This is a genomic window from Corynebacterium gottingense, from assembly GCF_002285125.1.
Classification (GTDB): domain Bacteria; phylum Actinomycetota; class Actinomycetes; order Mycobacteriales; family Mycobacteriaceae; genus Corynebacterium; species Corynebacterium gottingense.
Genome location: NZ_NSGN01000006.1, coordinates 50,565 through 76,875, shown reverse-complemented (window position 1 = coordinate 76,875; position 26,311 = coordinate 50,565). Strand labels below are relative to the sequence as shown.

Annotated in this window: 24 protein-coding genes and 4 tRNA genes; 23 read left to right on the top strand and 5 right to left on the bottom strand. The window is 67.1% G+C overall.

Annotation, left to right across the window (positions count from 1 at the left end; translation table 11 throughout):
- Positions 1–4 precede the first annotated feature (4 nt).
- A complete protein-coding gene (locus tag CKJ82_RS07105) occupies positions 5–937 on the bottom strand; it encodes a 1,4-dihydroxy-2-naphthoyl-CoA synthase (protein WP_095537589.1) in 933 nt (310 codons plus the stop codon).
- Positions 938–997: 60 nt separating this feature from the next.
- Between CKJ82_RS07105 and CKJ82_RS07100 the strand changes: the two genes are divergently transcribed.
- From CKJ82_RS07100 to CKJ82_RS07070, 7 genes are all read left to right on the top strand, one after another.
- Complete coding sequence (locus CKJ82_RS07100; RefSeq protein WP_240510719.1) at positions 998–1,987, top strand: o-succinylbenzoate synthase; 990 nt, start codon at positions 998–1,000, stop codon at positions 1,985–1,987.
- A 144-nt stretch (positions 1,988–2,131) separates the two neighbouring features.
- Positions 2,132–3,712, top strand: coding sequence for an SLC13 family permease (locus CKJ82_RS07095; protein ID WP_095537587.1), 1,581 nt, complete (start codon positions 2,132–2,134; stop codon positions 3,710–3,712).
- A gap of 38 nt (positions 3,713–3,750) precedes the next feature.
- Complete coding sequence (locus CKJ82_RS07090; protein WP_095537586.1) at positions 3,751–4,326, top strand: hypothetical protein; 576 nt, start codon at positions 3,751–3,753, stop codon at positions 4,324–4,326.
- A 21-nt stretch (positions 4,327–4,347) separates the two neighbouring features.
- A complete protein-coding gene (gene menD / locus CKJ82_RS07085) occupies positions 4,348–5,976 on the top strand; it encodes a 2-succinyl-5-enolpyruvyl-6-hydroxy-3-cyclohexene-1-carboxylic-acid synthase (protein ID WP_095537585.1) in 1,629 nt (542 codons plus the stop codon).
- Positions 5,976–6,392 (top strand): DUF3592 domain-containing protein, encoded by a 417-nt coding sequence (locus tag CKJ82_RS07080; RefSeq protein WP_420838556.1) that lies wholly within the window; start codon positions 5,976–5,978, stop codon positions 6,390–6,392. The genes menD and CKJ82_RS07080 overlap by 1 nt, the downstream gene beginning before the upstream one ends.
- A gap of 63 nt (positions 6,393–6,455) precedes the next feature.
- Entirely contained in the window at positions 6,456–7,655 is a 1,200-nt protein-coding gene (locus CKJ82_RS07075; RefSeq protein WP_095537583.1) for a glycosyltransferase family 4 protein, read from the top strand.
- Between the two features lie 21 nt (positions 7,656–7,676).
- Positions 7,677–8,393, top strand: a complete 717-nt coding sequence (locus CKJ82_RS07070) for a metal-dependent transcriptional regulator (RefSeq protein WP_095537582.1) — start codon at positions 7,677–7,679, stop codon at positions 8,391–8,393.
- Here the strand turns inward: CKJ82_RS07070 and CKJ82_RS07065 are convergent.
- The 3 genes from CKJ82_RS07065 to CKJ82_RS07055 are packed head-to-tail and all read right to left on the bottom strand — an operon-like array spanning position 8,299 to position 10,810.
- On the bottom strand, positions 8,299–9,168 hold the full coding sequence (locus tag CKJ82_RS07065; RefSeq protein ID WP_095537581.1) for a metal ABC transporter permease: 870 nt from the start codon (positions 9,166–9,168) through the stop codon (positions 8,299–8,301). The two genes, CKJ82_RS07070 and CKJ82_RS07065, sit on opposite strands and share 95 nt — an antisense overlap.
- Positions 9,165–9,905 carry a metal ABC transporter ATP-binding protein gene (locus CKJ82_RS07060; RefSeq protein ID WP_095537580.1) on the bottom strand — a complete coding sequence of 247 codons (741 nt, stop codon included), beginning with the start codon at positions 9,903–9,905 and terminating at the stop codon, positions 9,165–9,167. The genes CKJ82_RS07065 and CKJ82_RS07060 overlap by 4 nt, the downstream gene beginning before the upstream one ends.
- Positions 9,902–10,810 (bottom strand): metal ABC transporter substrate-binding protein, encoded by a 909-nt coding sequence (locus CKJ82_RS07055; RefSeq protein ID WP_095537579.1) that lies wholly within the window; start codon positions 10,808–10,810, stop codon positions 9,902–9,904. The genes CKJ82_RS07060 and CKJ82_RS07055 overlap by 4 nt, the downstream gene beginning before the upstream one ends.
- 123 nt (positions 10,811–10,933) lie before the next feature.
- Here CKJ82_RS07055 and CKJ82_RS07050 point away from each other — a divergent pair, with 123 nt between their 5' ends.
- Complete coding sequence (locus CKJ82_RS07050; protein ID WP_095537578.1) at positions 10,934–11,623, top strand: demethylmenaquinone methyltransferase; 690 nt, start codon at positions 10,934–10,936, stop codon at positions 11,621–11,623.
- Positions 11,624–11,636: 13 nt separating this feature from the next.
- On the opposite strand, the gene CKJ82_RS07045 is transcribed toward CKJ82_RS07050, so the two are convergent.
- On the bottom strand, positions 11,637–12,857 hold the full coding sequence (locus CKJ82_RS07045) for a geranylgeranyl reductase family protein (RefSeq protein WP_095537577.1): 1,221 nt from the start codon (positions 12,855–12,857) through the stop codon (positions 11,637–11,639).
- Positions 12,858–13,015: 158 nt separating this feature from the next.
- Here CKJ82_RS07045 and CKJ82_RS07040 point away from each other — a divergent pair, with 158 nt between their 5' ends.
- The 15 genes from CKJ82_RS07040 to CKJ82_RS06970 all read left to right on the top strand — a co-directional run bounded on the left by CKJ82_RS07040 (position 13,016) and on the right by CKJ82_RS06970 (position 26,214).
- The gene (locus CKJ82_RS07040) at positions 13,016–14,032 is read left to right on the top strand and encodes a polyprenyl synthetase family protein (protein ID WP_095537576.1); all 1,017 of its coding nucleotides are present in this window, start codon (positions 13,016–13,018) and stop codon (positions 14,030–14,032) included.
- Positions 14,033–14,112: 80 nt separating this feature from the next.
- Positions 14,113–14,194, top strand: a tRNA-Tyr gene (locus CKJ82_RS07035).
- A gap of 443 nt (positions 14,195–14,637) precedes the next feature.
- A tRNA-Thr gene (locus CKJ82_RS07030) sits at positions 14,638–14,710 on the top strand.
- Positions 14,711–14,736: 26 nt separating this feature from the next.
- Positions 14,737–14,808: transfer RNA gene (locus CKJ82_RS07025), tRNA-Met, on the top strand.
- Positions 14,809–14,880: 72 nt separating this feature from the next.
- Positions 14,881–14,956 (top strand) — tRNA-Trp (locus CKJ82_RS07020).
- Between the two features lie 24 nt (positions 14,957–14,980).
- Positions 14,981–15,301, top strand: a complete 321-nt coding sequence (gene secE / locus CKJ82_RS07015) for a preprotein translocase subunit SecE (protein WP_095275092.1) — start codon at positions 14,981–14,983, stop codon at positions 15,299–15,301.
- Positions 15,302–15,437: 136 nt separating this feature from the next.
- A complete protein-coding gene (gene nusG, locus CKJ82_RS07010; protein WP_165765403.1) occupies positions 15,438–16,388 on the top strand; it encodes a transcription termination/antitermination protein NusG in 951 nt (316 codons plus the stop codon).
- 190 nt (positions 16,389–16,578) lie between these two features.
- The gene (gene rplK / locus CKJ82_RS07005) at positions 16,579–17,007 is read left to right on the top strand and encodes a 50S ribosomal protein L11 (RefSeq protein ID WP_095275090.1); all 429 of its coding nucleotides are present in this window, start codon (positions 16,579–16,581) and stop codon (positions 17,005–17,007) included.
- Between the two features lie 79 nt (positions 17,008–17,086).
- Entirely contained in the window at positions 17,087–17,797 is a 711-nt protein-coding gene (gene rplA, locus CKJ82_RS07000) for a 50S ribosomal protein L1 (protein ID WP_095537575.1), read from the top strand.
- A gap of 117 nt (positions 17,798–17,914) precedes the next feature.
- Positions 17,915–19,570 carry a TIGR03773 family transporter-associated surface protein gene (locus tag CKJ82_RS06995; RefSeq protein ID WP_095537574.1) on the top strand — a complete coding sequence of 552 codons (1,656 nt, stop codon included), beginning with the start codon at positions 17,915–17,917 and terminating at the stop codon, positions 19,568–19,570.
- A complete protein-coding gene (locus CKJ82_RS06990) occupies positions 19,567–21,111 on the top strand; it encodes an anchored repeat ABC transporter, substrate-binding protein (RefSeq protein WP_240510718.1) in 1,545 nt (514 codons plus the stop codon). Before CKJ82_RS06995 ends, CKJ82_RS06990 begins: the two co-directional genes overlap by 4 nt.
- Before the next feature lie 15 nt (positions 21,112–21,126).
- Positions 21,127–22,044: a choice-of-anchor M domain-containing protein gene (locus CKJ82_RS06985; protein WP_095537573.1), complete on the top strand. Its 918-nt coding sequence runs from the start codon at positions 21,127–21,129 to the stop codon at positions 22,042–22,044.
- Positions 22,044–22,850 (top strand): anchored repeat-type ABC transporter ATP-binding subunit, encoded by an 807-nt coding sequence (locus CKJ82_RS06980; protein WP_095537572.1) that lies wholly within the window; start codon positions 22,044–22,046, stop codon positions 22,848–22,850. Before CKJ82_RS06985 ends, CKJ82_RS06980 begins: the two co-directional genes overlap by 1 nt.
- On the top strand, positions 22,843–23,721 hold the full coding sequence (locus tag CKJ82_RS06975) for an anchored repeat-type ABC transporter permease subunit (RefSeq protein WP_095537571.1): 879 nt from the start codon (positions 22,843–22,845) through the stop codon (positions 23,719–23,721). The genes CKJ82_RS06980 and CKJ82_RS06975 overlap by 8 nt, the downstream gene beginning before the upstream one ends.
- The gene (locus CKJ82_RS06970) at positions 23,722–26,214 is read left to right on the top strand and encodes a choice-of-anchor M domain-containing protein (RefSeq protein ID WP_095537570.1); all 2,493 of its coding nucleotides are present in this window, start codon (positions 23,722–23,724) and stop codon (positions 26,212–26,214) included.
- The last annotated feature ends 97 nt before the right edge of the window (positions 26,215–26,311 follow it).

Below are 26,311 nucleotides of genomic sequence, written 5' to 3'. Positions count from 1 at the left end.
ACACCTAATAGTAAAACGGGAACTCGTCCCAACGCGGCGGGCGCTTCTCCAGGAAGGAGTCGCGGCCCTCGACGGCCTCGTCGGTCATGTACGCCAGGCGAGTCGCCTCGCCGGCGAAGACCTGCTGTCCCATGAGCCCGTCGTCGGTGAGGTTGAACGCGAATTTGAGCATGCGCTGCGCGGTGGGGGACTTGCCGTTGATCTCGCGCGCGGCCTGGATAGCCTCATCTTCCAGGGCTTCATGCGAAGCCACGATGTTCACCGCGCCCATGCGCTGCATGTCCTCGGCGGAGTAGGTACGGCCGAGGAAGAAGATCTCACGGGCAAACTTCTGCCCCACCATCTTGGCCAGGTACGCCGAGCCGTAGCCGGCGTCGAAGGAGCCGACGTCGGCGTCGGTCTGCTTGAAGCGCGCCTCCTCGCGCGAGGCGATCGTCAAATCGCACACCACGTGCAGCGAGTGCCCGCCGCCGGCCGCCCAGCCGTTGACCACCGCGATGACCACCTTGGGCATTGTGCGGATCAGGCGCTGCACCTCCAGGATGTGCAGGCGCCCGCCCTCTGCCTTCACTCGCGCGGTGTCGACGGTCTCGGCCGTATCGCCGCCGGCGTACTGGTATCCGGAGCGGCCGCGGATGCGCTGGTCGCCGCCCGAGCAGAACGCCCAGCCGCCGTCCTTTTCGGAGGGGCCGTTGCCGGTGAGCAGCACCACACCGACGTCAGGTGAGCGGCGGGCGTGGTCGAGTGCTTGGTAGAGCTCGTCAACTGTGTGCGGCCGGAACGCGTTGCGCACTTCCGGGCGGTCAAACGCGATGCGCACGATTCCGTCGGCGCGGGACTCGCCGACGTGGCGGTGGTAGGTGATGTCGGTGAAGTCGAAGCCCTCGACGCTGCGCCACTGGGTGGGGTCGAACGGCTGGGAGGTGGAGTAACTCATGGGACTGCATCCTACCTACCTGCGCGTGCACTCCCGCAGGCAAATTACAGTAGCAAGAACATGACGATGTACGGAAGGGAAAACAGTTTGCTGCCCACCGCCGACGAGATCCTGCAGCGCGCGCACGTCGTGACGCTGCCCATGGCCGTGCGATTCCGCGGTATCACCACCCGCGAGGCCCTGCTCATTGACGGGCCCGCTGGCTGGGGCGAGTTCGCGCCCTTCCTCGAGTACGGGCCGGAGGAGTCCGCAGCGTGGCTGAGCGCCGGGATCGAAGCCGCCTTCGAAGGCCTCCCCGCAGCTGAGGGCGAGGTCGAGGTCAACGGCACCGTTCCCGCCGTGCCCGCCGACCAGGTCGAGCGCGTGTTCGACCGTTACCCGGAGGGGATCAACACGTTCAAGGTCAAGGTCGCAGAGAAGGGGCAGTCGCTTGCCGACGACACCGCCCGCCTCGCCCGCGTCCACACCCTCCGCCCCGACGCGCGCCTGCGCGTGGACGCCAACCGGGCCTGGACCGTCGACGAGGCCTGCGAAGCGATCGACGCGCTCGAGCGCGTGGCCGAGCTCGAGTACGTGGAGCAGCCCTGCGCCACCGCCGAGGAGCTCGCGGAGGTGCGCCGCCGCGTCGCCTCTCCGATCGCCGCGGACGAGTCCATCCGCAAGGCGAGCGACCCGTACCGCGTCGCCGAGCTGGACGCGGCGGACGTCGCCGTGTGCAAGGTCGCCCCGTTAGGTGGGGTGCGCCCGCTGGTGCGGATCTCGCGCGAGCTGGGCCTGGGCGTGACCGTGGCCAGCGCGCTGGACACCGCGGTGGGCATGGACGCCGGGCTGGTCGCCGCGCAGCTCACGGGCTCACGCGCGGCGGGCCTGGCCACCCAAAGCCTGTTCGCGGAGGACGTGGCGGCGCCGCGCGAGATTGTGGGCGGCCGCCTCCGCATCAGCCGCACCGTGCCCGATCCGGAGCGGCTCCACGGCCTGCGTGCGGGCGTCGAACGCGAAAACTGGTGGTTCCAACGGGTGCGCGACTGCCTCCCCTACATACGGGGGTAGTGTGCCCGGGAGGGCCCTACGGAAGGCCAACGGAATGTCCGGTTTTCCACCCGGTGCACTAAACTTTTTTACAGGTGATTGTGAAAAAGAATACCAATCATGCTGTGGAAACAGTACTGAACACGTTGGAAAGTAGGTGGGGCAATGTCTACCCCCGTTGTGCATGACTCATCCGCGCTGTCGGATGGCGATCTCGCCAAAGCCCCAGAACCAGGCGAGTGGCGCCGCCAGCTGATCGGCCTGATCCTCGGCGTCGCACTCGCGGCGCTCATCTGGTTCATTTTCCCCGCGAGTGCCCCGGACACGGTGTCGCAATCCGCGGGCGCGAAGCCGGACGTGGAGTACACCGCGCAGGCGATGCGCGTCGTCGCCGCCACCACGGTGCTCATGGCGGTGTGGTGGATGACGGAGGCCATCCCGTTGGCCGCGACCGCGCTGCTGCCCATCGCCATCTTCCCCGTCATGGGGGTGGCCGAGTTTTCCAAGGTGTCGTCCCCGTACGCCTCCGCCACCATCTTCCTGTTCATGGGCGGCTTCCTCATGGCGCTGGGCCTGCAGCGCTGGAACCTGCACCGGCGCCTCGCGCTCGTGGTGGTCAAGCTGGTGGGGACGAGCCCGAAGCGCATCATCCTGGGCTTCATGATCGCCACGGGCTTCATGTCCATGTGGGTTTCCAACACCGCGACCGCCGTGGTCATGCTGCCCATCGGCACCTCCGTGCTCATGCTCACCGCGGACACCGTGGGCGGCATGCAGAACCAGAAGAAGTTCGGGACCGCGCTGATGCTGGCGATCGCGTACTCGGCGTCGATAGGCTCACTCGGCACGCTCATCGGCACCCCGCCGAACGCGCTGCTGCAGGGCTACATGAAGGAGGCACACGGCATCACCATCGGCTTCGGTCAGTGGATGCTGGTTGGCATGCCGGTGGCCATCGCGTTCACCTTCATCGCTTGGTGGGTGCTCATCACCGTGTTCAAGCCGGAGATTGACCACATTCCGGGCGGCAAGGAGCTCATCGAGGCGGAGATCCGCAAGCTCGGTCCGTGGACCTTCCCGCAGATTGCCGCGGGCATCATCTTCCTCCTCGCGGCGCTGGCCTGGATCTTCATCCCGCTGGGCATCAAGCAGTTCGGCTGGGACTTCCCGTACGACGACGCCATCGTGGGCATCATCGCCGGCCTGCTCATGTTCATCATCCCGGGCAAGAAAAACGGCAAGCGCCTGCTTGACTGGGAGACGGCGAACGAGATGCCGTGGGACGTCCTCCTCCTCTTCGGCGGCGGGCTGTCGCTCTCCGCAATGTTCACCGCCACGGGCCTGTCGCTCTGGATCGGCGAGGCCGCCAAGGGCCTGGCCGTCCTGCCGGTCTTCCTGCTCATCTTCGCCATCGCCGCCCTCGTGCTCGGTCTGACGGAGCTGACCTCCAACACCGCAACAGCAGCGACGTTCCTGCCCATCATGGGTGGTGTGGCAGTGGGCATCGGGCTTACCGACGCCAGCGAGATGAACGTCCTCATCCTCGCCATCCCCGTGGCGCTGTCCGCCACCTGCGCGTTCATGCTCCCGGTGGCCACCCCGCCGAACGCCATCGCGTACTCCTCGGGCTACGTCACCATGGGCGAGATGATCAAGGGCGGCATCTGGCTCAACGCGATCGCGCTGGTCCTTATCGCCCTGGCCACCTACTTCCTCGCCGTCCCCGTGTTCGGGTTAGTGCTCTAGATACCGCCCTGCTGTCACTGGCGCGTTAGGCTATCCGCATGGATAACCAGACGCGCCAGTTTGGCGTTCCGGAGGAACCACCGCACCGTCCCCGCCCCAAGCAGTACTTCCCCGACCCTGCTGAACAGGAACGCCCGCGCTACCAGGAGCCCCCGCGCTACGAGCAACCCCGTTACGAGCAGCAGCAGTACACCCAGCCGGCGCCGCCGGAGCCCGAGCCGCGCTACTACGAGGAGCCAGAGGAGCGCTCCAACACACTCGCCATGGTGCTGGGCGTGCTGCTCGCCATCGCGCTGGCGGCGGGCGTGGTGTTCTTCTTCCTTTGGCGCGGCGCGTCCGCCGAGGCCTCGAAGCCGCCGGTGACCGTGACCAACACCCAGACCGAGACCGTCACGTCGACGGAGACGACCACGAAGCGCCCGTCGCTGTTCGGCGACCGCGACAGGGATTCCCGTGAGCCGGAGCCGACAGCGCAGACAGCGCCGACGGAGTCCGAGCTGCCCGACCTCCCGGAGGCGCCCGACGTGCAGGTCCCCGACGAGGTGCGCACCGGTGCAGAGGACCTCCTGGACGAGCTGCGCCGCGGCGCGGACGACATTCTTCAGAACCAGTAGCCACCGCTAGACTGGGCACTCATGGAAACGCTCCCTGAATCGCTTGCCGTTGCCCGCGTGATTGCCCAGCGCCTGGCTGACAACGTCACCGACGTGGTCATGAGCCCGGGTTCGCGCAATTCGCCCCTGGCCTACGCGCTCATGGCCCGCAGGGACCTCCGCGTGCACATGCGTATTGACGAGCGCTCGGCCGCCTTCACCGCGCTCGGCCTCGCGCGCGTTCAACGCCGGCACGTGGGCGTCGTCATGACCTCGGGCACCGCGGTGGCGAACGCGCTGCCCGCGATGGTGGAGGCGCACATGTCGCACACCCCGCTGGCCGTCGTGAGTGCGGACCGCCCGGCCCGGCTGGTGGGCACGGGGGCATCGCAAACAATTTGGCAAGACGGCATCTTCGGCCGCTACGCCGCCACCCAGCAGGTGGCCACGGAGGCGGACGCCGCCGCCGTGTCCTTCGCGGCGGACCAGGTCCACATCAATGTCGCCCTGGACACCCCGCTCGTGCCCGACACGCTCCCGGCGCCGGAGGGCGAGCCGCGCCGGGTCGGCCCGGGCCGCCTGAGCACGCCGCCGACCTGGGTGGACCACGGCGCCGTGGACGTGGACCTGACCCGCAACACCCTCGTCATCGCGGGCGACGAGGCCTGGGACGTCCCCGGCCTCGAGCACGTGCCCACCATCGCGGAGCCGACCGCGCCCGCCCCCTTCCACCAGGTGCACCCGCTGGCGGCGCGCTTCTTTGCCAAGAGCGAGGTCGCCATCTCCCACGACGGCGGCGACTTCTCCGCGGAAACCAAGCCGGACCAGCTCATCGTGGTGGGGCACCCCACCCTGCACCGCGACGTCATGGCGCTCATGGCGGACCCGGACATCGAGGTCATCGGCATCTCGCGCACCGACACGTTCACCGGCCACCCGGACCGGCGCGGCTCCCGCGTCAACGCCACCGGACAGTCCACGGACGCCTGGATCAAGATCTGCGAGGCCGCGGGCGAGGTCGGCGCCCAGACCGTGCGCGACGCACTCACTGAGGACGAGTTCGGGCTGACCGGCATGCACGTCGCCGCCGCCGTGTGCGACACCCTCGGCGTCGGCGACACGCTCGTCGTCGGCTCCTCCAACCCGGTGCGCGACGTGAGCATGGTGGGCATGCCTTTCGACGGCGTGACCACCATCTCCGCGCGCGGGGCCGCGGGTATCGACGGCACCGTCTCCCAGGCCGTCGGCGTGGCCCTGGCGACGCAGGCCCTGCACCCCGACGAGATCCGGGCCCCGCGCACCGTCGCCCTCATGGGCGACCTGACCTTCCTGCACGACGTAAACGGCCTGCTCATCGGCCCCGACGAGCCGCGCCCCGGGAACCTCACCATCGTGGTGGCCAACGACGACGGCGGCGGGATCTTCCACACGCTCGAGGCCGGGGCGGAGAGCGTGGAGCGCGACTTTGAGCGGGCGTTCGGGACGGGGCATCACGTGGGCGTCGAGAAGCTTGCCCAGGCATATGGCGCCGACTACGAGCACGCCGGCAGCCTGCAGGAACTCCTGCAGACCCTGATCCGGCTCGAGGCGGAGCCAAACCCGATCACCGTGATCGAGGTCGACACGACGCGGGCGACCCGGCGGGCACTGGCGCAGAGGCTCGCCCGGTGATCAATTGGTGGCGGCGCGGGCAGCAGGCGCTGCTGGCGCTCTACCTGGCCGCGCTGCTGGGGGCGGTGGCGATGGTCGGGGGAGCAGCGATGAACGACGCCCGCATCATGGCCGACCCCGGACGCGGCATGGCCACGGTGACCGGGGTGAGCGCGGTGCGCACCTCCGTGGAATACCAAGACGAGGAGGGGCGGCACTTCTCGCCGCCGAGCGGGCTGCTTTACCCCTCCGGGCTGGGGGAAGGGCAGCAGGTCTGGGTGACCTACGCCAAGAGCGACCCGGACCTGGTGAAGGTTGAGGGGCGCGGGTGGGTGCTCTCGCTCATCCCCGCGGGCTCGGTGGTGCTCGTGGCCACCGGTGTGTTCGCGCTGGCGTGGACGTGGGTGCGTCGATCAGCGCCTAAACGTTCACGTTGAGTTAGAACAAAGTTTGATCACTCGTAGAGTCTCGTTTGCATGCACATGGGAAGGTTCGAAAGTATGCGAGTCGGAATTGTCGCGGAATCATTCCTCCCGAACATCAACGGAGTCACCAACTCGGTGCTCCGCGTCTTGGAGTACCTGAAGGCGGAAGGCCACGAGGCGCTCGTCGTCGCGCCGGGTGCTCGCGACTTCCAGGAAGAGGTCGCGGACTACCTGGGTTTTCCCATCGTGCGCGTACCCACGATGCGCGTGCCGCTGGTGGATTCGCTGCCCATCGGCGTGCCCACCACCACCGTGACCGCGGCGCTGGCGGAGTTCGAGCCGGACATCATTCATCTGGCCAGCCCGTTCGTGCTCGGCGGCGCGGGCGTGTTCTCCGCGATGCAGCTCGGCGTACCGGCCGTGGGCCTGTACCAGACCGACGTGGCCGGCTTTGCCACCAAATACCAGCTCTCCGCCGTGGCCGCGCTGGCCTGGGACTGGACCCGCAACATCCACAACCGCTGCCAGCTCAACCTCGCCCCGTCGTCGGAGGCGATCCGGGAGTTGGAGTCGCACGGCATCAAGAACGTGAAGCGCTGGGGGCGCGGCGTGAACGCGGAGCTGTTTAACCCGTCGAAGCGCTCCGACATGCTGCGCTACCAGTGGGATCCTACCGGCACGAAGAAGGTCGTCGGCTTTGTCGGCCGACTGGCCAGCGAGAAGAGCGTGTGCCGCCTGGCCGTGCTCGAGCAGGACCCGGACATCCAGCTCGTGATCGTGGGCGACGGCCCGGAGCGCGACGCGCTCCAGGAGCTCATGACCTCCGCCGTGTTTACCGGCGCGCTGTCCGGCGAGCAGCTGGCCCGCGCCTACGCGTCGCTGGACCTGTTCGTGCACACCGGCGAGTTCGAGACCTTCTGCCAGGCCATCCAGGAGGCGCAGGCCTCCGGTGTGCCCACCATCGGCCCGAAGGCCGGCGGCCCGATCGACCTGATCCAGGACGGTGAGAACGGCCTGCTGCTGGAGGTAGAGACCTTCAGCGAGGAGCTTCCTGACGCGGCGCGCTATCTGCTCGACGACGCCCGGCTGGACGAACTCAAGCACAACGCGCGCGAATCCGTAGCGGATAAGACCTGGGTCGCGCTGTGCGAGCAGCTCCTCGGCTACTACGAGGAGGCACGCGCGGGCTACCGAAGCAACGTGGTCAATCTCTTCGGGCGCGATATCACCCTGCCGAAGTGGGCGGGGAGGCGTCGGAAATCGCGCGGGGCTTAGGGCCGGGTAGACTGGCGCACTATGTCAGTCTCGGACCTGTCTGCAAGCACCCAGGATTACCTCAAGGCGATCTGGGAGCTTGAAGAGTGGTCGGACCAGCCCGCTACCACCTCGATGATCGCGAAGGCGCTGGGTGTGAAGCAGTCGACGGTGTCTGACACCGTGCGCAAGCTGGCTGACCAAGAGCTGGTCTCGCACAAGCGTTACGGCTCCGTGCAGCTGACGGAGCAGGGGAGGGCATACGCAGTGCAGATGGTGCGCCGCCACCGGCTGATCGAGACTTTCCTGGTGCAAGTACTCGACTATTCCTGGGACGAGGTTCACGATGAAGCCGAACAGCTCGAGCACGCCGTCTCCGACCTTTTAGTGGAGCGGGTGGCGGCGCTGCTGCACCACCCGACGCGTGACCCCCACGGCGACCCGATCCCCGCCGCCGATGGCTCGATACACGCCCCCGACGCAGTCACCCTGAGCACGGTGGAACCGGGCAGCGACGTAGTCATCGAGCGAATTTCCGACGAAGACCCGGAGCTGCTGCGCTTCCTGCACGCCCACGGACTGAACGTCGGCTCGCACCTCCACGTGGCCGAGGGCGCGCCCTTTTCCGGGGCAGTGGAAGTGCAAAACGCGGCCGACGGCGTGACTATCCCGCTGGGGCGTGCTGCGACTGACGCGGTGTACGTGAGCGCGCCCCGGGATACACAAGTCCCCGGGGGCCAAAAAGGTACACGAGCGTAAACACGCACGCCTGCGCGAGCACCATCATCGCTCCCGTGGCGGTGTCCAGGTAGTAGCTACAGTACAGGCCAATGACCGCGCAGGCCGCGGCCATGGCAGGTGCGATAAGCAGCATCTTCCCAAAGGAATCGGTGAGCAGGTACGCCGTCGCGCCGGGAATGATCAGCATGGCAACAACCAGGATCACCCCCACGACCTGCAGCGCTACCACAGTCGTCAGTGCGAGCAGGGCGAGCAACCCGGCACCGATCGCGCGCGGGCTGAGCCCGATCGCGTGCGCGTGGATGGGGTCGAAGGCGTAGAGCGTCAGATCCCGCCGCTTGATGAGCAGCGCGCCAAACACGAGCACGGCAAGACCGATTACTTGCAGCATCTCCGCGCGGGACACGCCCAAAAGGTTGCCAAAGATGATGTGGTTTAGATCCGTGTGCGAGGGTGTGACCGAGATGAGCACCAGCCCGAAGGAGAAGAGCGAAGTAAACACGATGCCGATCGCGGCGTCCTCTTTGACCCGCGAGGTATTGCGCACCAGGCCGATCAAGGCGACCGCGAGGAAGCCGAAGAGTACGGCGCCCACGGCGAAAGGCGCGCCGATGATGTAGGAGAGCACCACGCCTGGCAGGACCGCGTGGGAGACCGCATCGCCCATCAGCGACCAGCCCACCAGCACGAGCCAGCAGGAAAGCATCGCGCAGACGATGGAAGCAGTCAGCGCGGTGGCCAGCGCCCGGCTCATGAAGCCGTAGGTGAGTGGGTCTAGTAGCAGCGAAATCATGCGCTCTCCCCCGTCTTGGTAGGGGTCATGCCGAAGGCGCGTGCGAGGTTCTCCGGCCGCAGCACATCCTCGGTTGGGGCGTGCATGAGCACGCGCTTTTGCAGCAGGACGGATTCGTCCGCGAGCGCGGGTAGCGCGGCGAAGTCGTGCGTGGAGACGAACAGCGTGGCACCGTCGGCGACGAGTTCGCGCAGCAGTGCGGTGATCGTCGCTTCGGATTGCTTGTCGACGCCCGCGAACGGCTCGTCGAGAAGCATAATGCTCGCGCCCTGCGCAATGCCGCGGGCGACGAAGGCGCGTTTCTTCTGTCCTCCTGAAAGCTGGCCGATCTGGCGGTCGGCGAAGCGGGTCAGGTGCGTGCGCTCGAGGGCCTCATCGACGGCCGCCTCGTCGCGGCGGCGCGGGCGACGCGTCAACCTCATGTGGCCGTAGCGTCCGGTCATGACGACCTCGCGCACGGTGATCGGGAACTGCCAATCCACCTCTTCGCTTTGCGGGACGTAAGCGACTACCTGGGCCTTGCGTGCGGCGGCGAGGTGCGTGCCGTTAATGGTCACCGTGCCCGTGGCAGGTTTGACCAGCCCCATGATCGCCTTGAACAGGGTGGATTTGCCAGAGCCATTCATGCCGACGAGCCCGCAGGCTCGGCCCGGGGCGATGGCGACGCTGGCCTCGCGCAGGGCCTCGACGTCGCCGTAGCGTACGGTCACGCCTTCGACGCTGATCGCGGGCGTCATGATGCCTGCCCCGTAAGGCCCTCGATGATGGCGGAAGAGTCGTGCTTGATCAGGTCCAGGTAGGTGGGCACGGGGCCGTCCTCGGGTGAAAGGGAGTCGACGTAGAGGGTGTCGCCGAGCTGGGAACCCGTGGCGTCGACAACCTGCTGCATGGCCGCGTTGGAGACAGTCGACTCGCAGAAGACGGCGGGTACCTCGTTGTGCTTGACAAACTCGATGGTGCGGGCGATCTGCTGCGGGGTCGCCTCGTTTTCTGCGTTGACCGGCCAGATGTACTGCTCCTGCAGCCCGGCGTCGCGGGCGAGGTAGGAAAACGCGCCCTCGCAGGTCACCAGCGCGCGCTGCTGCTCGGGGAGCGCCGAAAGTTCGCGCGTCATCTCGTCCTGGATTTCCTGCAGCTGCGCCTTGTAGCTCGCCCCGTTTTCCGCGTACTGCTCGGCGTGCTCCGGGTCGAGCTCACTGAAGGCGTCGACGATGTTGTCCACGTAGGTCTGCACATTTTTCGGGCTCATCCAGGCGTGCGGGTTGGGTTTGCCGGCGTAGGCGTCCTCGGTGATGTCGATCGGGTCGATGCCTTCGGAAACGACCGTGTGCGGCACATCGGTCTCTTCCACGAACTGGGCGAACCAGTTTTCCAGGTTGAGACCGTTATCCAGGATGAGATCCGCCTCTGAGGCCTTGGCGATGTCACCCGGGGTGGGCTCGTACCCGTGGATCTCGGCACCAGGTTTGGTGATGGATTCCACCCGCAGGTGTTCGCCGGCGACGTTGGCGGCGATGTCTTGGATGACGGTGAAAGTGGTCAAAACGACCGGTTCATCGCCGGAGGAGGGGGTGTTTGCGCAGCTTGTCGTGCTGCAGGCGAGGAGGAGGGTGGCGCAGACGCCGAGTGCCCGTCGGATCATGGTGTGCCTTTCTCTTTCGATGTGTCTTGGCGAAGAGAAGTTTAAACTTCGATGGAGCGAAGTTACAAGAGGGGCTCCGGCGAATGCCCACTGAAGAGGGGTGGAGCCGTACAATGCATTCCTATGGCCAAGGCAGATCTGGAGAAAAAGCCCTTCGACGTCGCCGGCATGTTTGACGGCGTGGGCGAAAAATACGACCTCACCAACACCATCCTGTCTTTTGGGCTGGATAAGTACTGGCGGCGTCGTACGCGCAAGCGCCTCCACCTGCAGCCGGGGGAGAAGGTCCTCGACCTCGCCGCCGGCACTGCGGTTTCTACCGTTGAGCTGGCCAAGTCGGGTGCCTGGGTGGTGGCCTGTGACTTCTCCCAAGGCATGCTCGCCGCGGGCCGCGATCGCGACGTGCCCAAGGCGGTGGGCGATGCGATGCACCTGCCTTTTGCCGACGCCACCTTCGACGCCGTCACCATCTCCTACGGCCTGCGCAACGTCTACGACTTCGAAGCAGGCTTGCGCGAGATGGCGCGCGTGACCAAGCCAGGCGGGCGCCTTGTAGTCAACGAATTTTCCACCCCTGTCGTGCCCGGTTTCCGTACCTTCTACAAGGAGTACCTGCCGGTCGCGCTGCCGCTTTTGGCCAAGGTCTTTTCCTCCAATGCGGAGGCCTACGAGTACCTGGCAGAGTCCATCCGCGCCTGGCCGGATCAGGAGGCACTTGCCGCAGCGATCAACCGTAATGGCTGGCAGGACGCAGGCTGGCAGGATTTAAGCGCGGGCATTGTGGCGCTGCACAGCGCGACGAAGCCTGCTTAGCCCCGCGCACGCGTTAGCGTGGGTCCCACAGCGCCTCACCACGCGGGGCGAGGTGCCCGGCGGCGCGCCACGCGCGTGCGATGAGGTCCGTGTCTTCCTCGGTGACCAGGTTGCCCATCAGTCGTGCCGCCGCCGGCATGAGGTAGCGCCCGCCGACACCTCGCAGCGCGAGCGGGCCCGCCGCGGGGAGGAACTGCGGGTAGGTGAGCAGGCGCGCCGCGGTGCGCGCGAGCGCGAACGCGTCGCCGTAGGCGCGGCGCAGCGCGTAGGGCCAGGCGAGCGTGAGGTCCTTGCCCTCGCCGAGGAGTTCCACGGCCATTACGGCCGTTTCCATGCCGTAGTCGATGCCCTCGCCGTTGAGGGGGTTGACGCAGGCGGCGGCGTCGCCAATCAGCGCCCAGTTCGGGCCCGCCACGTTGGACACCGCGCCGCCCATCGGCAGCAGCGCCGAGGTCACGTGTTGCGGCTCGCCCAGGTCCCAGGCGTCGCGCTGTTGGCGAGCGTAGTGCGCGAGCAGCTTCTTCGTGTTCACCTTCGCAGGGCGCGCCTGGGTGGACAGGGCGCCGCAGCCGAGGTTCACGGTGCCGTCGCCAAGCGGGAAGATCCAGCCGTAGCCGGGCGGGATCTCGCCCGCGTCGTCGCGCAGCTCTACGTGCGAGTGCATCCAGGGCTCGGCGCTTAACGACGTCGCGCAGTAGGACCTCGCTGCAATCCCGTACACCTGGTCCTTGTGCCAGGTCCGCCCGAGCGACTTGCCAAAGGGGGAGCGCACCCCGTCGGCAACGATCACCCAGCGGGTGCGCACCGGGCCGCGGTCCGTGTGGACGGCGGTGATGGCGCCGTGGGCGCCGAAGTCCGCCCCGGTCGCCGCGCAGCCGTGCCAGACGGTGGCTCCGGAGGCGGCGGCCTGGTCGGCGAGGGTGGCGTCGAAAAGCGAGCGGGGGCTCGCGGAGCCTTGCGTGCCGTAGCGGCCGGCGGGCCAAGGCGCGGTGACGCTGCCGCCGTAGCCGTGGAGCTTAAGGCCGCGGTTGCGGTAGGCGGGGAGTTCTGATTCGAGGCCGAGCGTGCGCAGCGTGTGGACGGCGCGCGGGGTGAGGCCGTCGCCGCAGGTTTTGTCGCGGCGGTGCGGTTGGGCGTCGAGAAGCAGGGTGCTCAGGCCCGCGCGCTGGGCGGCGATCGCCGCGATCGAGCCGGAGGGGCCAGCGCCAACAACAACGCAATCAACAACATCCATCACGGACAACATTGTGCCAGAGGCGTTGACAGCCCCCGCTGGTACACCCGGTGGCCAGCTTGCACTACGGTTGAGTGCGATAATTGTGCGCCGCAAAGCGCTGTCCGGGAACCGGGTGGCGCCGCGGCCGTCTCGCCCAACCTGCAAGGATGGTACCGATGGCCAACATCAACCACCCGTCGCCGCGCCATGGATACGACATGGGCCTCGGCGACGACGCCCTGAACACCCGCATTGCGCAGGGGATGGGCGAGGTTGAACGCGTGCTGCTCGAGCGGCTCTCGCAGGGCGAGGAGTTCATCACGGACAAGGTCACGCACCTGGCCGTGGCCGGGGGCAAGCGCTTCCGCCCGCTGATGGCGCTGTTGTGCAGCGAGTTCGGGCCCGACACCGCGTCGGAGAACGTGGTGAAGTCCGCCGTCATTACAGAGATGGTCCACCTGGCCACCCTCTACCACGACGACGTGATGGATGAGGCGGAGCGGCGCCGCGGCGTCGACTCGGCCAACTCGCGCTGGGACAACACCGTGGCCATCCTGGCCGGCGACGTACTGTTCGCCCACGCGTCGCGCATCATGAGCGAGATCGACACCGCCACGGTCGCGCACTTCGCCGACACCTTCCAGGAACTGGTCACGGGGCAGATGCTGGAGTCACTCGGCGCGCGCGGCGGCGACCCTGTCGAGCATTACATGAAGGTGATCGAGGGCAAGACGGGCGTGCTTATCGCGTCCGCCGCGTACCTGGGCGCCACCCACGCCGGCGCGAGCCAGGAGGTGGTGGCGAGCTGCCAGCGCCTCGGCGCCGCCGTCGGCATGGTCTTCCAGATCGTGGACGACATCATCGACATCTTCTCCGACCCCGCGCAGTCCGGCAAGACCCCCGGCACGGACCTTCGCGAGGGCGTGTTCACCCTCCCGGTCCTCTACGCCATGCAGGAGGACTCGGAGGCGGGCCGCGAGCTGCGCGCGATGCTCACGGGCCCGCTGCAGACGGATGAGGAGGTGCAGCGGGCGCTCCAGTTGATCGGCCAGACCAACGGGCGGGAGCGAGCGCTTGACGACGTCAACGCCTACCTCGCCGCCGTCAACCGCGAACTCGAGACGCTCCCGGCCGGGCCCGCCAGCGACGCGCTGCGCCAGCTGTCCCGCTACACCGTCGACCGCGTAGGATAGCGCCTTTCACCCTGATGACCAGCCGATTTGCAAAGGGCTGGCGGTAGTGTTGTAAAGTATTCAACGCACTTAAGGTGCACGCCAGGTTGCCCGAGCGGCCAAAGGGAGCGGACTGTAAATCCGCCGGCATTGCCTTCAGAAGTTCGAATCTTCTACCTGGCACACTCACCCACCACCACGTACGCGAGTACGAGGCGGTGGGTTTTCTCGTGCGTGGGGGCGGGGCTTGGGCGGGCTTGCCTGGATGACGAGAATGGCCTGTTTGACGAGATCAGGATGACGAGGGTGCGGGGATTTTGTCGCATCCTCGTCACGGGGTTCTCGTCTAGTAGGCGGCAGCCTGAACTATCCCTCGCCACAGCGACCCGCGGCAGCGACATTGGCGCCTGCAGCGCCGGAGGCACGGTACCGCCGCCGCGTGGAGGGGCGCACGGTCGCGCCTCCAATGCGCAGGGCCCAGATGGCGTTCATAAGTGCGTGAAAAACGGCCTAAAAACCCGCCCTGTAGTGGCGATTTGTGTTCTTTAATGCTATCGGGTTAATCTTCTTAAGGCTTCAACGGAGCGGGTCACACCGAAAGGTGAGACTCACAACAAAGAGGCTGTGCCCCCTTAGCTCAGTCGGCAGAGCGTTTCCATGGTAAGGAAAAGGTCGACAGTTCGATTCTGTCAGGGGGCTCTGTTGTTTGCGTAAGGCAAACACATGGCGGTGTAGCTCAGTGGTAGAGCAAACGACTCATAATCGTTGTGTCGAGAGTTCAATTCTCTCCATCGCTACTCACCTCAAGCGGATGCTCCGGCGTTCGTGGTAGGGTTAGGCCCCTGTAATTGTTTACAACGCAGGGACCTAGGGGCGTGGCGCAATTGGTAGCGCAACGGTCTCCAAAACCGTAGGTTGCAGGTTCGAGTCCTGTCGCCCCTGCCAAAGCATGAATGTGGAGGAGTTTTCTTGACTAACCCCAACGGTCAGAACCCGGCACGGCCAACCGGTAAGCGTCAGCTGGGCGGGGCGTCTCCGATCTCCACCGACTCCTACGAAGAGAAGCGCACCCCCGCGAAGCGCGATGGCGATGACGCCGAGAAGAAGAACGGCGCCGCAGCATTCCCGGGCGAGGTTGTCTCCGAAATGCGCAAGGTTATCTGGCCGACCGGCAAGGAGATGCTCAACTACACACTCATCGTGTTTGCCTTCCTGATCGTGCTGACCGTCATGGTGTGGGGCACCGACAGCCTGGCTAGCCTGCTGGTTGAATGGATCTTCATTCGTTAGCTATAATGCGAACGGTTACTTAATATCCCGCTTCCTCGGACTCCGAGGGGCGGGATAAGTTTTTGTCCCACCGCGCGCGAACCACCAACGTGAGTACGCTAGGGCGGGGAATTTACGGAGATAAAGGAGACGGACCATGGCAGTGGAAAACAACGACGCCCTGAACACGGTCGAGGAAAACGAGCTGGAAATGATCGACGAGGGCGCGCCCGTCACCGATCAGACCGACCCTGAGGAGGAGCTGGCTGAGCAGCAGGCCGACTCTGCCGAGCCGGAAGCGCCCTCCGAGCAAGAGGAGGAGCTCGAGATGGTCGACGAGGGTGCCCCGGTCACCGAGGAAACTGACCCGGAGACGGAAAGCACCGAGGATGCGGAGACCACCGAGGGAGATGCCGAGGCAGCTGCCGCCGCGGCGCTTGGCGACGATTCCGCGGCCGAAGCGGACAGCGAGTACCGCGCCCGCCTGCGCGCTTACGTCCGCGAGCTGAAGAAGCTGCCGGGCGAGTGGTACATCATCCAGTCCTACTCGGGCTACGAGAACAAGGTGAAGACCAACCTGGAGATGCGTATCCAGACGCTCGAGGTGGAGGACTCCATCTACGACGTGGTCGTGCCGATCGAGCAGGTGCTGGAGAAGAAGGACGACAAGCGCAAGCTGGTGAAGCGCAAGCTGCTGCCGGGCTACGTCCTGGTGCGCATGGAGATGAACGACGCTGCCTGGTCCGTTGTTCGCGAGACCCCGGGCGTGACCAGCTTCGTGGGCAACGAGGGCAACGCGACGCCGGTGAAGCACCGCGATGTGGCGAAGTTCCTCATGCCGAAGGCGGAGCCGGTTGAGGGAAAGAGCGTCGCGAATGCGGAGGGCGAGACCGTCATCGCGATGCCGGAGGAGGAAGAGAAGCCGAAGGTCACCCACGACTACAAGGTGGGCGAGGCCGTCACCATCCTGTCGGGCGCGTTCGCGTCCGTTGCGGGTACGATCTCCGAGATCGACGAGGAGACAGGCAAGATCCAGGCGCTGGTGTCCATCTTCGGCCGCGAAACTCCGGTCGAGCTCACGGCTGACCAGATCGAGCGGATTATGTAGGCGTGGCGTCGAGAAGCGTTTTGCTTCTTGCGCCCCACCTGCCGTAAGGTAAAACGTCGCGCGTGCCCGCACAAGGGCTGCGCGACGTTTTCTATTCGTCTCCCCGGTGGCTCTGCGAATATCAGGGCATCCGGAGGTGCACTGCCGTCATCGTGGGTGGTGCGCCGTACCAAGGAATTGAGGTTTAACGATGGCTAAGAAGAAGGTCACTGGCCTGATCAAGCTGCACATCGAGGCAGGCATGGCGAACCCGGCACCGCCGGTTGGCCCGGCGCTCGGTGCGCACGGCGTGAACATCGTCGAGTTCACCAAGGCCTACAACGCCGCCACCGAGTCCATGCGCGGCAACATCATCCCGGTGGAAATCACCGTCTACGAGGACCGCTCCTTCGACTTCATCCTGAAGTCCCCGCCGGCAGCTTCCCTGCTGCTCAAGGCTGCGGGCATCAAGAAGGGCTCCGGCGTCCCGCACACCCAGAAGGTCGGTTCCGTGACCTGGGATCAGTGCAAGGAGATCGCTGAGACCAAGAAGAAGGACCTCAACGCCCGCGACATCGAGGCTGGCGCCGCGATTATCGCTGGTACCGCCCGTTCCATGGGCATCACCGTCGAGAAGTAAACCCGCTCGACGCAGGTGGGAGGGCCGGCCAGGCCCGTACCACCACTCCTGACATCACATACGAAGAAAGGAACGCAACATGGCTAAGAAGTCCAAGCGTTACAACGAGACCCTCGCACAGGTCGACCGCGACGCCCTGTACCACCCGCTCGACGCGGTGAAGCTGGCGCAGGAGACCTCCTCCAAGAACTACGACGCCACCATCGACGTCGCCATGCGCCTGTCCGTCGACCCGCGCAAGGCTGACCAGCTGGTCCGCGGCACCGTCAACCTGCCGCACGGCACCGGTAAGACCGTCCGCGTCGCAGTCTTCGCTGAGGGCGAGAACGCCACCAAGGCACAGGAAGCTGGCGCCGACATCGTTGGCACCGACGAGCTCATCGAGCAGATCAACAACGGCCAGCTCGACTTCGACGTTGCCATCGCAACGCCGGACCAGATGGCCAAGGTCGGCCGCGTCGCTCGTGTCCTCGGCCCGCGTGGTCTCATGCCGAACCCGAAGACCGGCACGGTTACCCCGGACGTCGCAAAGGCTGTCCAGGAGTCCAAGGGTGGCAAGATTGCCTTCCGCGTGGACAAGGCAGCGAACCTGCACGCGCTGATTGGTAAGGCATCCTTCACCGCTGAGCAGCTCGCCGAGAACTACGGCGCGCTCCTCGACGAGGTGCTGCGCCTGAAGCCGGCATCCGCCAAGGGCATCTACCTGAAGAAGATCGTGGTTTCCGCGACCCAGGGCCCGGGCGTCCCGGTTGACGCCTCCGTGCAGAAGGATTACGCCACCAAGGCTTAAGCCTCGCGCACACTGAGCGCCCCGGCGCCGGACTTTTTCAAGTCTGGCCCGGGGCGTTTTTTGTTTGCTCACCTGGGCGACTTGCCATGCGCGATTAATGAAAATAATGTTCATTAAGTGAAAATCTTCGGAGTGACTTGTGGGCGGCGCAAGGTGGCGTCGATAATCTCTGCGCTGTTGCTGGTGCTCCTCGCGCCGATCGCGCACGCGGCGGAGCTCAGCCTGGATACCGGGCACATCGACGCGTTCGCGGTGCACCCCGACGGCGACGGGATTGCGCTGAGCCTGCAGGAGGACGTGACGGGGTCGCATGTGCAGCACGCCCCCGAGGACGTCACCCTTGTTGTCGGCGAGCAGGCATATACCGAGGACACCGAGAGTGTCGAAGGGATTGGCGCGCCAGGCTACCTGCTCCCGCAGACGCAGCAGTCGGACCTCATCTGGCCGGGCTGGGACACGCAGGCGCTCGCCGGCGCGGGGATCAGCGACATTGACATCGAATTCCTCGAGATCTCCGGCCCAGGCGAGGTGTACCTTTTCCAGGCGCAGGGGCTCGGCGGCGTTGGGCCAGTGCTTGACGACGCCACCCTCGCCCTCAACGCAGGCGCGACCATCCACCAGGACACGCCTGCGCACGCGCACGCAAACTGGTTGTTCACCGAGCCCGGCACTTACACGATGCGGGTCGTGGCGCACGCGGGCGGCGCGACGTCGAACGAGGCGACCTACACCTGGATGGTGGGGGAGGCTGACTCGGCCGAAACAACACCGACCCCGGCGGACTCTGCGACGCAGAGTGATGACGCTTCGGTGCTCGGCGGCTTGGCTGGCACGGACGAGCCGGAGGCGTCGCACCGGGTGGAGACCTACGCCGGCGAGCCTGCCGAGCCCGCCGAGGGCGGGCCCGCCGCGTCCAGCGAGTCCTGCAAGCCGGCCTTGAGCCCGCAGGTGAAGGACGACCGGCAGGTGCCCGCGACGTGGAACGACCCCGCCACGATGGTCTTCGGGCTGGGCGACGCCGCAGCGACCACCCTGCCCGAGGATGTCGGACCGATCCCGGCCGGAGAGGCCTGGATGATCGGCGCGACCCAGCAGGCCGGTGTGCCGTGGCTGGGCGCGAACACCCAGCACGAGTCCCTGCTGGAGCACACCACCGGCGAGGTGACGTGGGAGGTCACCGACTTCGACGGGCCCGGCAACATGTTCGTGTTCACCCAAGGTGGCTTGGGCAAGATCGTGGGCGAGGAGTGGTTCCGCGCCGAGCACGGCACCGCGCAGGGCGCCCACACCATTCCGGCGAACTCGCACGTGCACCCCAACTGGGTCTTTAGCGCCCCAGGCACCTACCACGTGACCGTGCGCCACACCGCCACTGCGAAGGACGGCACTGAACTCAGCGGTACCGCGACGCTCACCTTCGAGGTGGGCGGTTCCGGCAACGCCGATGACGGCCACTTCGACTTCGGCTCCGTCTACGACGCGGAGGGGGACTGCGGTGGCGCGGGCGCAGCCGGCACCGGCTCCGCAGGCCCCGCAGGCTCCGCGGGCCCCGCAGACTCCGTAGATTCCGGCAGCGAAAGCGCGGCCGCCGGGGTGACGGGGAGTTCGGCGTCCGGGTCCCGCAGCGGCGGACTCGCCGAGACCGGCCCAACCGTGATGACGCTGCCCATCGCCGTGCTGGGGATTGGCGTGCTCGTCTTCGGCGGCGGCATGCTCTGCCTGGACACGGCGCTGCGGCGCCGCCTGCTCGCCGCGCTTGGGGCCACCAAGTGAGGCGCGCGACCATCCGTGCCGTCGGCGCGTGCGCCGTCGTTGCGTTGGCCGCGTCGCTGGGCGGCTGCGGCAGCGCGAGTGGCGACCAGGGCGACGACGGCACCCTCAACGTCGTCGCGTCCACCTCGATCCTCGCGGACGTGGTGAGCAACGTCGCGGGCGACGATGCGACCGTGACCTCGCTGATGGGCCGCGGGGTCGACCCGCACACCTACGAACCGAGCCTGCACGCCACCCGCGACATCGCCTACGCCGACGCCGTATTCACCAACGGCCTGCTCCTCGAGCCGCAATCGCTGTCCCACACCATCGACTCCACCGTCCGCGAGACGGTGCCCGTCGTGCCGGTCGCGGAGCAGGCGCAGCGCTACGGGTTCTCGCCAATCCCGCTCGTCGAAGATGCCAGCCTGGACACCGTGTGGCTCGGCCTCCGTGTGGACACCGGCAACTCCCTGCCACCAACCGGGGTGACGGAGCTTTCGCTTATCGACGCCCACGGCCCCGGCAATGCGTACGCCTTCATCCTCGGCACCTTCGGCACCCCCGAGGTGGTGTTCGATTCCCACGACGGCATTGACACCAACGACTCGACGGTGCTGCCTGTCGACGCGCACACCCACGTCAGCTGGGCGTTCTCCGAGCCAGGAGTGTACGAGCTGACCATGCGCGGTGAGGTCCGTGACTCCGTGGAAGATGCGGCAACCCGCGGCGAGGCCGAGGACACGTTCACGGTGGTCGTCGGCCAGGACCCGGCCCAAGTGACGCCCGGAAAAACGGTGCTGGACCAGGGGCACGTGGACATCACCACCACGCTCCGCGACGGCGAGACCCGCCTCACCCTGCGTGATGACGACCTGGGCGACCTCGACCCGGCCGACGCCGTGATCGCGGTGCCGACGACCACGCTGCAGCCCGTCCCGCCGGAGCGTGCCTTCCGTTTCCTGGGCAACCCCGGGGAGGAGACCTACCTGCTGCCGCAGGCGGTGCTGGGCAACCACGTCCACGGCGAGCTGGACCCGCACTTCTGGCACGACGTTGCCGCGGTGAAAGCCGTGGTCAAGGTGGTGCGCGACGAGCTCAGCACCGCCGACCCCGCCAACGCGGAGGACTACGCCCGCAATGCCACCGCGTACCTCGCGCAGCTGGACACTGCGGACCAGACGATGCGGCAGGCGGTGGAGCGCATCCCGGAGGCGAACCGCAACCTGGTGACCACCCACCACGGCTACTCCTACCTGGGCGCGGCCTACGGGCTGCGCATCGCCGGGTTTGTCACGCCGAACCCCAGTATCGAGCCGAGCCCCCGCGACGTCATCGCCTTTACCCGCACGCTGGAAAACCTGCACGTCCCCGCGGTCTTTCTGGAACCACAGCTGGAAGGCAGCAGCAGCGTGCTCACGGAGACGGCGGCGCACCTGGGAATCCAGGTTTGCCCGATCTGGGGCGACACCCTCGACCCGCCGGGGGAGGGGCCCGCGGATACGTATGTGCACTTTGTGGAGGAAAACGCGGCGTCGATAAGCACTTGCCTTGCGCCATAAGAAAGGAACCCTGACATGAAACTTCAACTTGCAGCCCTCACCCTCGCCGCGGCGACCGCGCTCGCGCCCGTTGCTGGCGCGCAGGGATTGGACAATGACCCCGCACTGCAGCAGACGGTGCGCAGCGACGAGACGATTGCGCCCGCCGGCGAGCAGGCCGTGATCTCCGCGGGCCACGTCGACCTCGGCGCGACCTTCGACGGCGACGAGCTCATCTTCCTCGCGCGCGACGATTCGCAGGACCCGCCCGTGTGGCGCAGGCTTAACGACGTCGTCTTTCAGGTCTCCGACGACGCCAAGCAGACCCTGCCCGACACTGGGGCCTTCGACTTCACCGGCGCGGGCGCGGGCGATGACGTGTGGGTGATCCCGCAGACCGAGGTGCAGGGCGTGCCCTGGCTGGGGTGGAATACGCAGTCGCCGTCGCTGCTGGAGCGCTCCTCAAACGGCGTGAGCCTGGAGTTCGGCGGGCACGAGGGTGACGGCGACTTCTCGCTCTTCCTGCAGCCGGGCGGGTTCCACGAGCCGCAGCTGCTGTGGTCTTCGCGCGAGGACGGCACGCAGCCGATGTGGGTGGAGCCGAACACGCACACCCACGCCAACTGGGTGTTTACCCAGCCGGGCGTGCAGCTGGTGGGCGTTCGCGCCGTGGTGAAGGACAACGAGGGCAACACCCACACCGACGAGGAAGTCGTGCGCATCGCTGTGGGCAGCGATACCGACCCCGCCGAGGCGCAGGCGGCCGAGTTCTCTGGCCCGTGGCGCGGGGCCGAAAATGGCGCCGAGAACGAGGCCACGGACGGCGCTGCGGATGCTGCCGCGGGCTCATCTGCTGGCAGCAACGCCGGGCTCCTCGTCGCCCTGGGGATTGGCGTGCTCGTCGTCGCGCTGGTGGCCCTGTTGGTCGTGCGTTCGCGGAAGGGGCGCGCGTAATGGCCGCGAGCAGTCAAGATGCGCTGATTCGGGTCTCGGGACTTAGCGCCGGGTACCCGGGGCGCGCAGTATTCGACGGCGTTGACCTGGACATTCTGGGCGGACAGTTTGTCGGACTGCTCGGGCCGAACGGGGCGGGCAAAACGACGCTGCTGCGCGCCATGCTCGGCCTGATCCCTGGCGCGCGCGGCACGGTGCGCGTCGCCGGGCGCACCGGCGCGCAGGTGCGCAAGGCAGTGGGGTATGTCCCGCAGCGTCACGACGTGGCCTGGGATTTTCCCATCGACGTCGCGTCCGCGGTGCTCAACGCCACGCTGGATCTGCGGCCCTGGTACAAGCGCGCGGGCGCCGCGGAGCGCGACGCCGTCGCGGACGCCCTGGACAGCGTCAACCTCACCGAGCTGTCCGCGCGCCCCATCGCGGACCTCTCGGGCGGGCAGCGCCAGCGCGTTCTGGTCGCCCGCGCGCTCGTGCGCAAACCCCGGGCCCTCTTCCTCGACGAGCCGTTCACCGGCCTGGACATCCCGTCCACCGAGCAGCTGCTCGCCCTGTTCCGCGAGTTGGCGGGCCACGGCATCGCCATCGTCATGTCCACGCACAACATCGTCGAGGCCGTCGATTCCTGCGACCGCCTCATCCTCTTCCGCGGCGGGGTCGTGGCTGACGCGCCCCCCGGGCAGCTGTGCGACACCCAACCGTGGATGGACACGTTTGGGGTTGGGCCGGAATCGCCCTGGCTGGCCGCCCTGCAGACCCACGTGCAACGAGCTCAACCACACCGCGCCGAGGAGGCCACGCATGCTTGAGATCGGTTTCCTGCAGTTCCTCGCTGACGTGGCCAACCCGCAGCTCGCGTTCCTGCCCCGCGCGCTCGTGGCGGCGGTGCTGGCCTCGGTGCTGTGCGCCGTGGTGGGCTGCTTCGTGGTACTGCGCGGGATGGCGTTCATCGGCGACGCCGTCGCCCACGCGGTCTTTCCGGGGGTGGCCATCGCGTTCGCGCTCCACGCCTCGGTGCTGCTCGGCGGGGCTGTGGCCGGGGCGGTCGTCGCCGTCGTGATCGCCGTGCTGTCGCAGCGCAGGACGATCAAGGAGGACGCGATCATCGGCATCGTGTTCGCCGCGGCGTTCGCGTTTGGGTTGGTGATTATTTCGCGGGTCGAGGGCTACACGGCGTCGTTAAGCGCATTTCTTTTTGGCTCCCTGACTGGCGTAAGCGTGCGCGACCTGTGGGTGAGCGGCGTGACCGGCGCGGTGATCATTGCGCTGGTTGCGGCGCTGCGGCCGTGGCTTACCGCGGTGGCGCTGGACCGCGAGACCGCACGCGCGATGAACCTGCCCGTGGCCGTGCTCGACCTGGTGCTCTACCTGTGCGTGACCGCTGCCGTGGTGATTTCGGTGCAGACCATTGGCAACATTCTGGTCATCGCGCTGCTGGTCACGCCCGCGTCCGCCGCGCGCCTGTTCACGGACAACCTGGAGACGATGATGTTGCTGGCCGCGCTGATCGGCATCGTCGGCAGCGTCCTCGGCGTGTGGCTGGCCTGGTCCTTCGACTCGCCGACCGGTGCGACCATCGTCCTGTGCGTCACCGCGATCTTCGGGTTGAGCTGGCTGTTCGCGCCGCGCCGCGGGGTGCTGCGCGCGCCGGGCCGGACGCCGCGGAAGGAGACCGTCTAGATGCGACTGCTCAGACTCGTCGCCGCGACGGCGCTCGTTGTTGCCAGCTTTCCGGTGGCTGCCGCCGCCGAGCTGACCGACACCGGGCACGTGCCCGGCGATGCCGGCTTCGGCGTCGACCTGCCGGCCGATACCCCGTGGGCAGGCCGCGACGGCACGACGCACCCCTGCGCAGGCCGCAAGCTGCTCTATCACTCCCACAACGACGCGCTCTACGGCACCCGCGTCGGCGGGGACCTCACCGTCATGGCAGTGGACGGGCAGCAGGTCGTAGACCAGGACGATGTCTGCTTCCGCCTGCCGCGAGACGCCGATCCGGACGGCAACGAGGTCTCCCGCATCCAGATCCCGGACGACGGCTCGCTCGACTTCCTTGGTCAGCCCGGCGATACCGTGTGGCTCGCACCGCAGTCCGTGGACTGGGCCGACAACTGGCGCCCCATCTGGTCGGGTCTCGGCGCCTTCGATCCCGCCCACGAGGGCGACCCGTCCGCCATCCCCAGCAACTTCGAGGACGACCTCATGCACTTCGACCTCACAGACATCGAGGGCCCCGGCGACGTGCACATCTTCTTCAAAAATGCCATCTCGCCCGCGGAAATCGTCTTCAATAGTGCTGACCCGCAGGCCCGCACGGTCGACTACGAAGTTGGCGCGCACGGCCACTTCAACTGGGCCTTTTCCAAGCCCGGCATCTACGCCTTGACGTGGCAGGGCAGGGCCTCGCTTATCGACGGCACGTCGCAGCACACCGAACCCATCACCCAATACTGGCTCGTCGGCGATGACGGCGATGTGGGCCTGGCCGACGGCACCACCACCGAACTGCGCAAGGTGACCAACTATGTCGGTGGCGACCCGGGGCCGGGCATTGAGGACGGCGGTGCTGGCGCGGGTGCTGGCACCGGTGGCACCGGCGAGAGCGCGCCGCTGACCACAGTGCAGCTGCTTCCGCAGGAAGGCGAACCCAGCCAAGAACCCAGCAGAGAACCTGATGATGGCTCCGCGCCGGGCGGGGGCGCGGTGGCGTCGACAAGCGAGCAGCCCAGCGCGACGCGACCGGACGAGGGGCGCTGCGAGGCGGCGCGCGCACTGCGCACCAAGCCGGAGGCGCTGATCAGCGCTGGCCACATGGATATGGGACTGGTGGATGACGGCGGCATTGAGGCGAAGCTCATCGATGACAGCGATCCGCGCTCGCCGACCCCGCGCGACTCCGGCACGTTCCTGTTCGAGGTGCCCGACGCGGCGAGAACTCAGATCCCGGCGAACTTCCGCGCAAGCTTCCCCGGCGAACCCGAATCCATGTGGGTGCTGCCACAGGCGCAGGTGAAGGGCCTGCCGTGGCTCGGGTTTTCCACGACGCGGCTGACGCAGGACAGCTTGGCACCAGGCAGCAACGTGAAGGTGACCATGAAGGATGTGGAAGGCCCCGGGCGGATCTTCTCCTGGCACGAGTCGCTCGGTGGCACGACACTGGAGCTCGATTCCGGTGACGCTGCGACCGCGCTGGAGTACGGGGTCAACGACCACGACCACCAGGCGTTCGGCTTTACCAAGGACGGCCTCTACTCCGCGACGTTCCGCTTCGAGGGCACCGCCAGCTCGGGCGAGGCGTTCTCGAAGGAGCTGACGGCGGCGTTTGCCGTGGGTGACTCCGCAGTGGCGCAGGCGAAGGAGTACTCGTCGAGCGGGTACGCATCGCTTGACGGCACCGACTGTGCCAATACCAGCGACGAGCCCGGCGCCGATTCTGGTGCCGGCAGCTCGGACACGTGGGTGGGGGCCCTGGCCAAGGGGATCCGCTCCGTGGACAAGGAATTTGGCGCCTTCGGGGAGAAAGCGGGGCCGTTCTTCGCGCACCTGCGTGGTGGGGGCAAGGATGCCGTCGCGACGACGTCGCCGAAGCCGCCGGCGTCACAGCTGACGTCGCCGAAGCCGCCGGCACCGGCTCAGAGTGCTCCCAGCAGGCGGGGAAGTGGCGCGGCCGCCCCGACACGCGAGCATCGGGTCAGCGCCTCCGCCGGCGGCAGCGGCTCGGAGAGACCGGGCAGTGCTCCGGGTAGCCGGGGAGGTGCCCGGACGCACACACCGGCGAAGACGAGCAGTGCCCAGGGTAAGTCTGTGCCGAAGAAGCAGGCAACGAGGAAGCAGACAACGAAGAAGCAGACAACGACGACCGCGAAGTCGGACCACGGCTCCAGCGAAAAGGCCGGCAGCGGTACCGGTGGGATCGTGTCCTCCTTCGATGGCACGAAACCGAAGCGCGGAAGCGACAGCGGTGGTGACAACGGTGAGGATGCAGCGCAGGCGCAGGTCGCGACCTCGCAGGGCATGACCGCCAGCGGCTTCTGGGGAGGACTCATTCTCGGCGTGGGCCTGATGGCGCTGCTCGGCGGCATCGTGCTCTTCACGGCGGCGGCGAAGATGCTGCGGCACGCGCCGAAACCGGGGAGCTCCAGCAAGGACGCGGCGGAATCGTCGGGAGTGTAGGCGCGATTTGGTGTTTTGGCAGGGGACCGACTAAGGTACGACGCGAAGTTTGAACGGGTGAAAACCCGTGCTCAAGTTTCACCGAAGACCGTCGGTC

Coding starts and splice junctions, on each gene's coding strand:
- CKJ82_RS07105 (WP_095537589.1), bottom strand. CDS start 937: ATGAGTTACTCCACCTCCCAGCCGTTCGACCCCACCCAGTGGCGCAGC.
- CKJ82_RS07100 (WP_240510719.1), top strand. CDS start 998: ATGACGATGTACGGAAGGGAAAACAGTTTGCTGCCCACCGCCGACGAG.
- CKJ82_RS07095 (WP_095537587.1), top strand. CDS start 2,132: ATGTCTACCCCCGTTGTGCATGACTCATCCGCGCTGTCGGATGGCGAT.
- CKJ82_RS07090 (WP_095537586.1), top strand. CDS start 3,751: ATGGATAACCAGACGCGCCAGTTTGGCGTTCCGGAGGAACCACCGCAC.
- menD (WP_095537585.1), top strand. CDS start 4,348: ATGGAAACGCTCCCTGAATCGCTTGCCGTTGCCCGCGTGATTGCCCAG.
- CKJ82_RS07075 (WP_095537583.1), top strand. CDS start 6,456: ATGCGAGTCGGAATTGTCGCGGAATCATTCCTCCCGAACATCAACGGA.
- CKJ82_RS07070 (WP_095537582.1), top strand. CDS start 7,677: ATGTCAGTCTCGGACCTGTCTGCAAGCACCCAGGATTACCTCAAGGCG.
- CKJ82_RS07065 (WP_095537581.1), bottom strand. CDS start 9,168: ATGATTTCGCTGCTACTAGACCCACTCACCTACGGCTTCATGAGCCGG.
- CKJ82_RS07060 (WP_095537580.1), bottom strand. CDS start 9,905: ATGACGCCCGCGATCAGCGTCGAAGGCGTGACCGTACGCTACGGCGAC.
- CKJ82_RS07055 (WP_095537579.1), bottom strand. CDS start 10,810: ATGATCCGACGGGCACTCGGCGTCTGCGCCACCCTCCTCCTCGCCTGC.
- CKJ82_RS07050 (WP_095537578.1), top strand. CDS start 10,934: ATGGCCAAGGCAGATCTGGAGAAAAAGCCCTTCGACGTCGCCGGCATG.
- CKJ82_RS07045 (WP_095537577.1), bottom strand. CDS start 12,857: ATGGATGTTGTTGATTGCGTTGTTGTTGGCGCTGGCCCCTCCGGCTCG.
- CKJ82_RS07040 (WP_095537576.1), top strand. CDS start 13,016: ATGGCCAACATCAACCACCCGTCGCCGCGCCATGGATACGACATGGGC.
- nusG (WP_165765403.1), top strand. CDS start 15,438: ATGGCAGTGGAAAACAACGACGCCCTGAACACGGTCGAGGAAAACGAG.
- rplK (WP_095275090.1), top strand. CDS start 16,579: ATGGCTAAGAAGAAGGTCACTGGCCTGATCAAGCTGCACATCGAGGCA.
- rplA (WP_095537575.1), top strand. CDS start 17,087: ATGGCTAAGAAGTCCAAGCGTTACAACGAGACCCTCGCACAGGTCGAC.
- CKJ82_RS06985 (WP_095537573.1), top strand. CDS start 21,127: ATGAAACTTCAACTTGCAGCCCTCACCCTCGCCGCGGCGACCGCGCTC.
- CKJ82_RS06980 (WP_095537572.1), top strand. CDS start 22,044: ATGGCCGCGAGCAGTCAAGATGCGCTGATTCGGGTCTCGGGACTTAGC.
- CKJ82_RS06975 (WP_095537571.1), top strand. CDS start 22,843: ATGCTTGAGATCGGTTTCCTGCAGTTCCTCGCTGACGTGGCCAACCCG.
- CKJ82_RS06970 (WP_095537570.1), top strand. CDS start 23,722: ATGCGACTGCTCAGACTCGTCGCCGCGACGGCGCTCGTTGTTGCCAGC.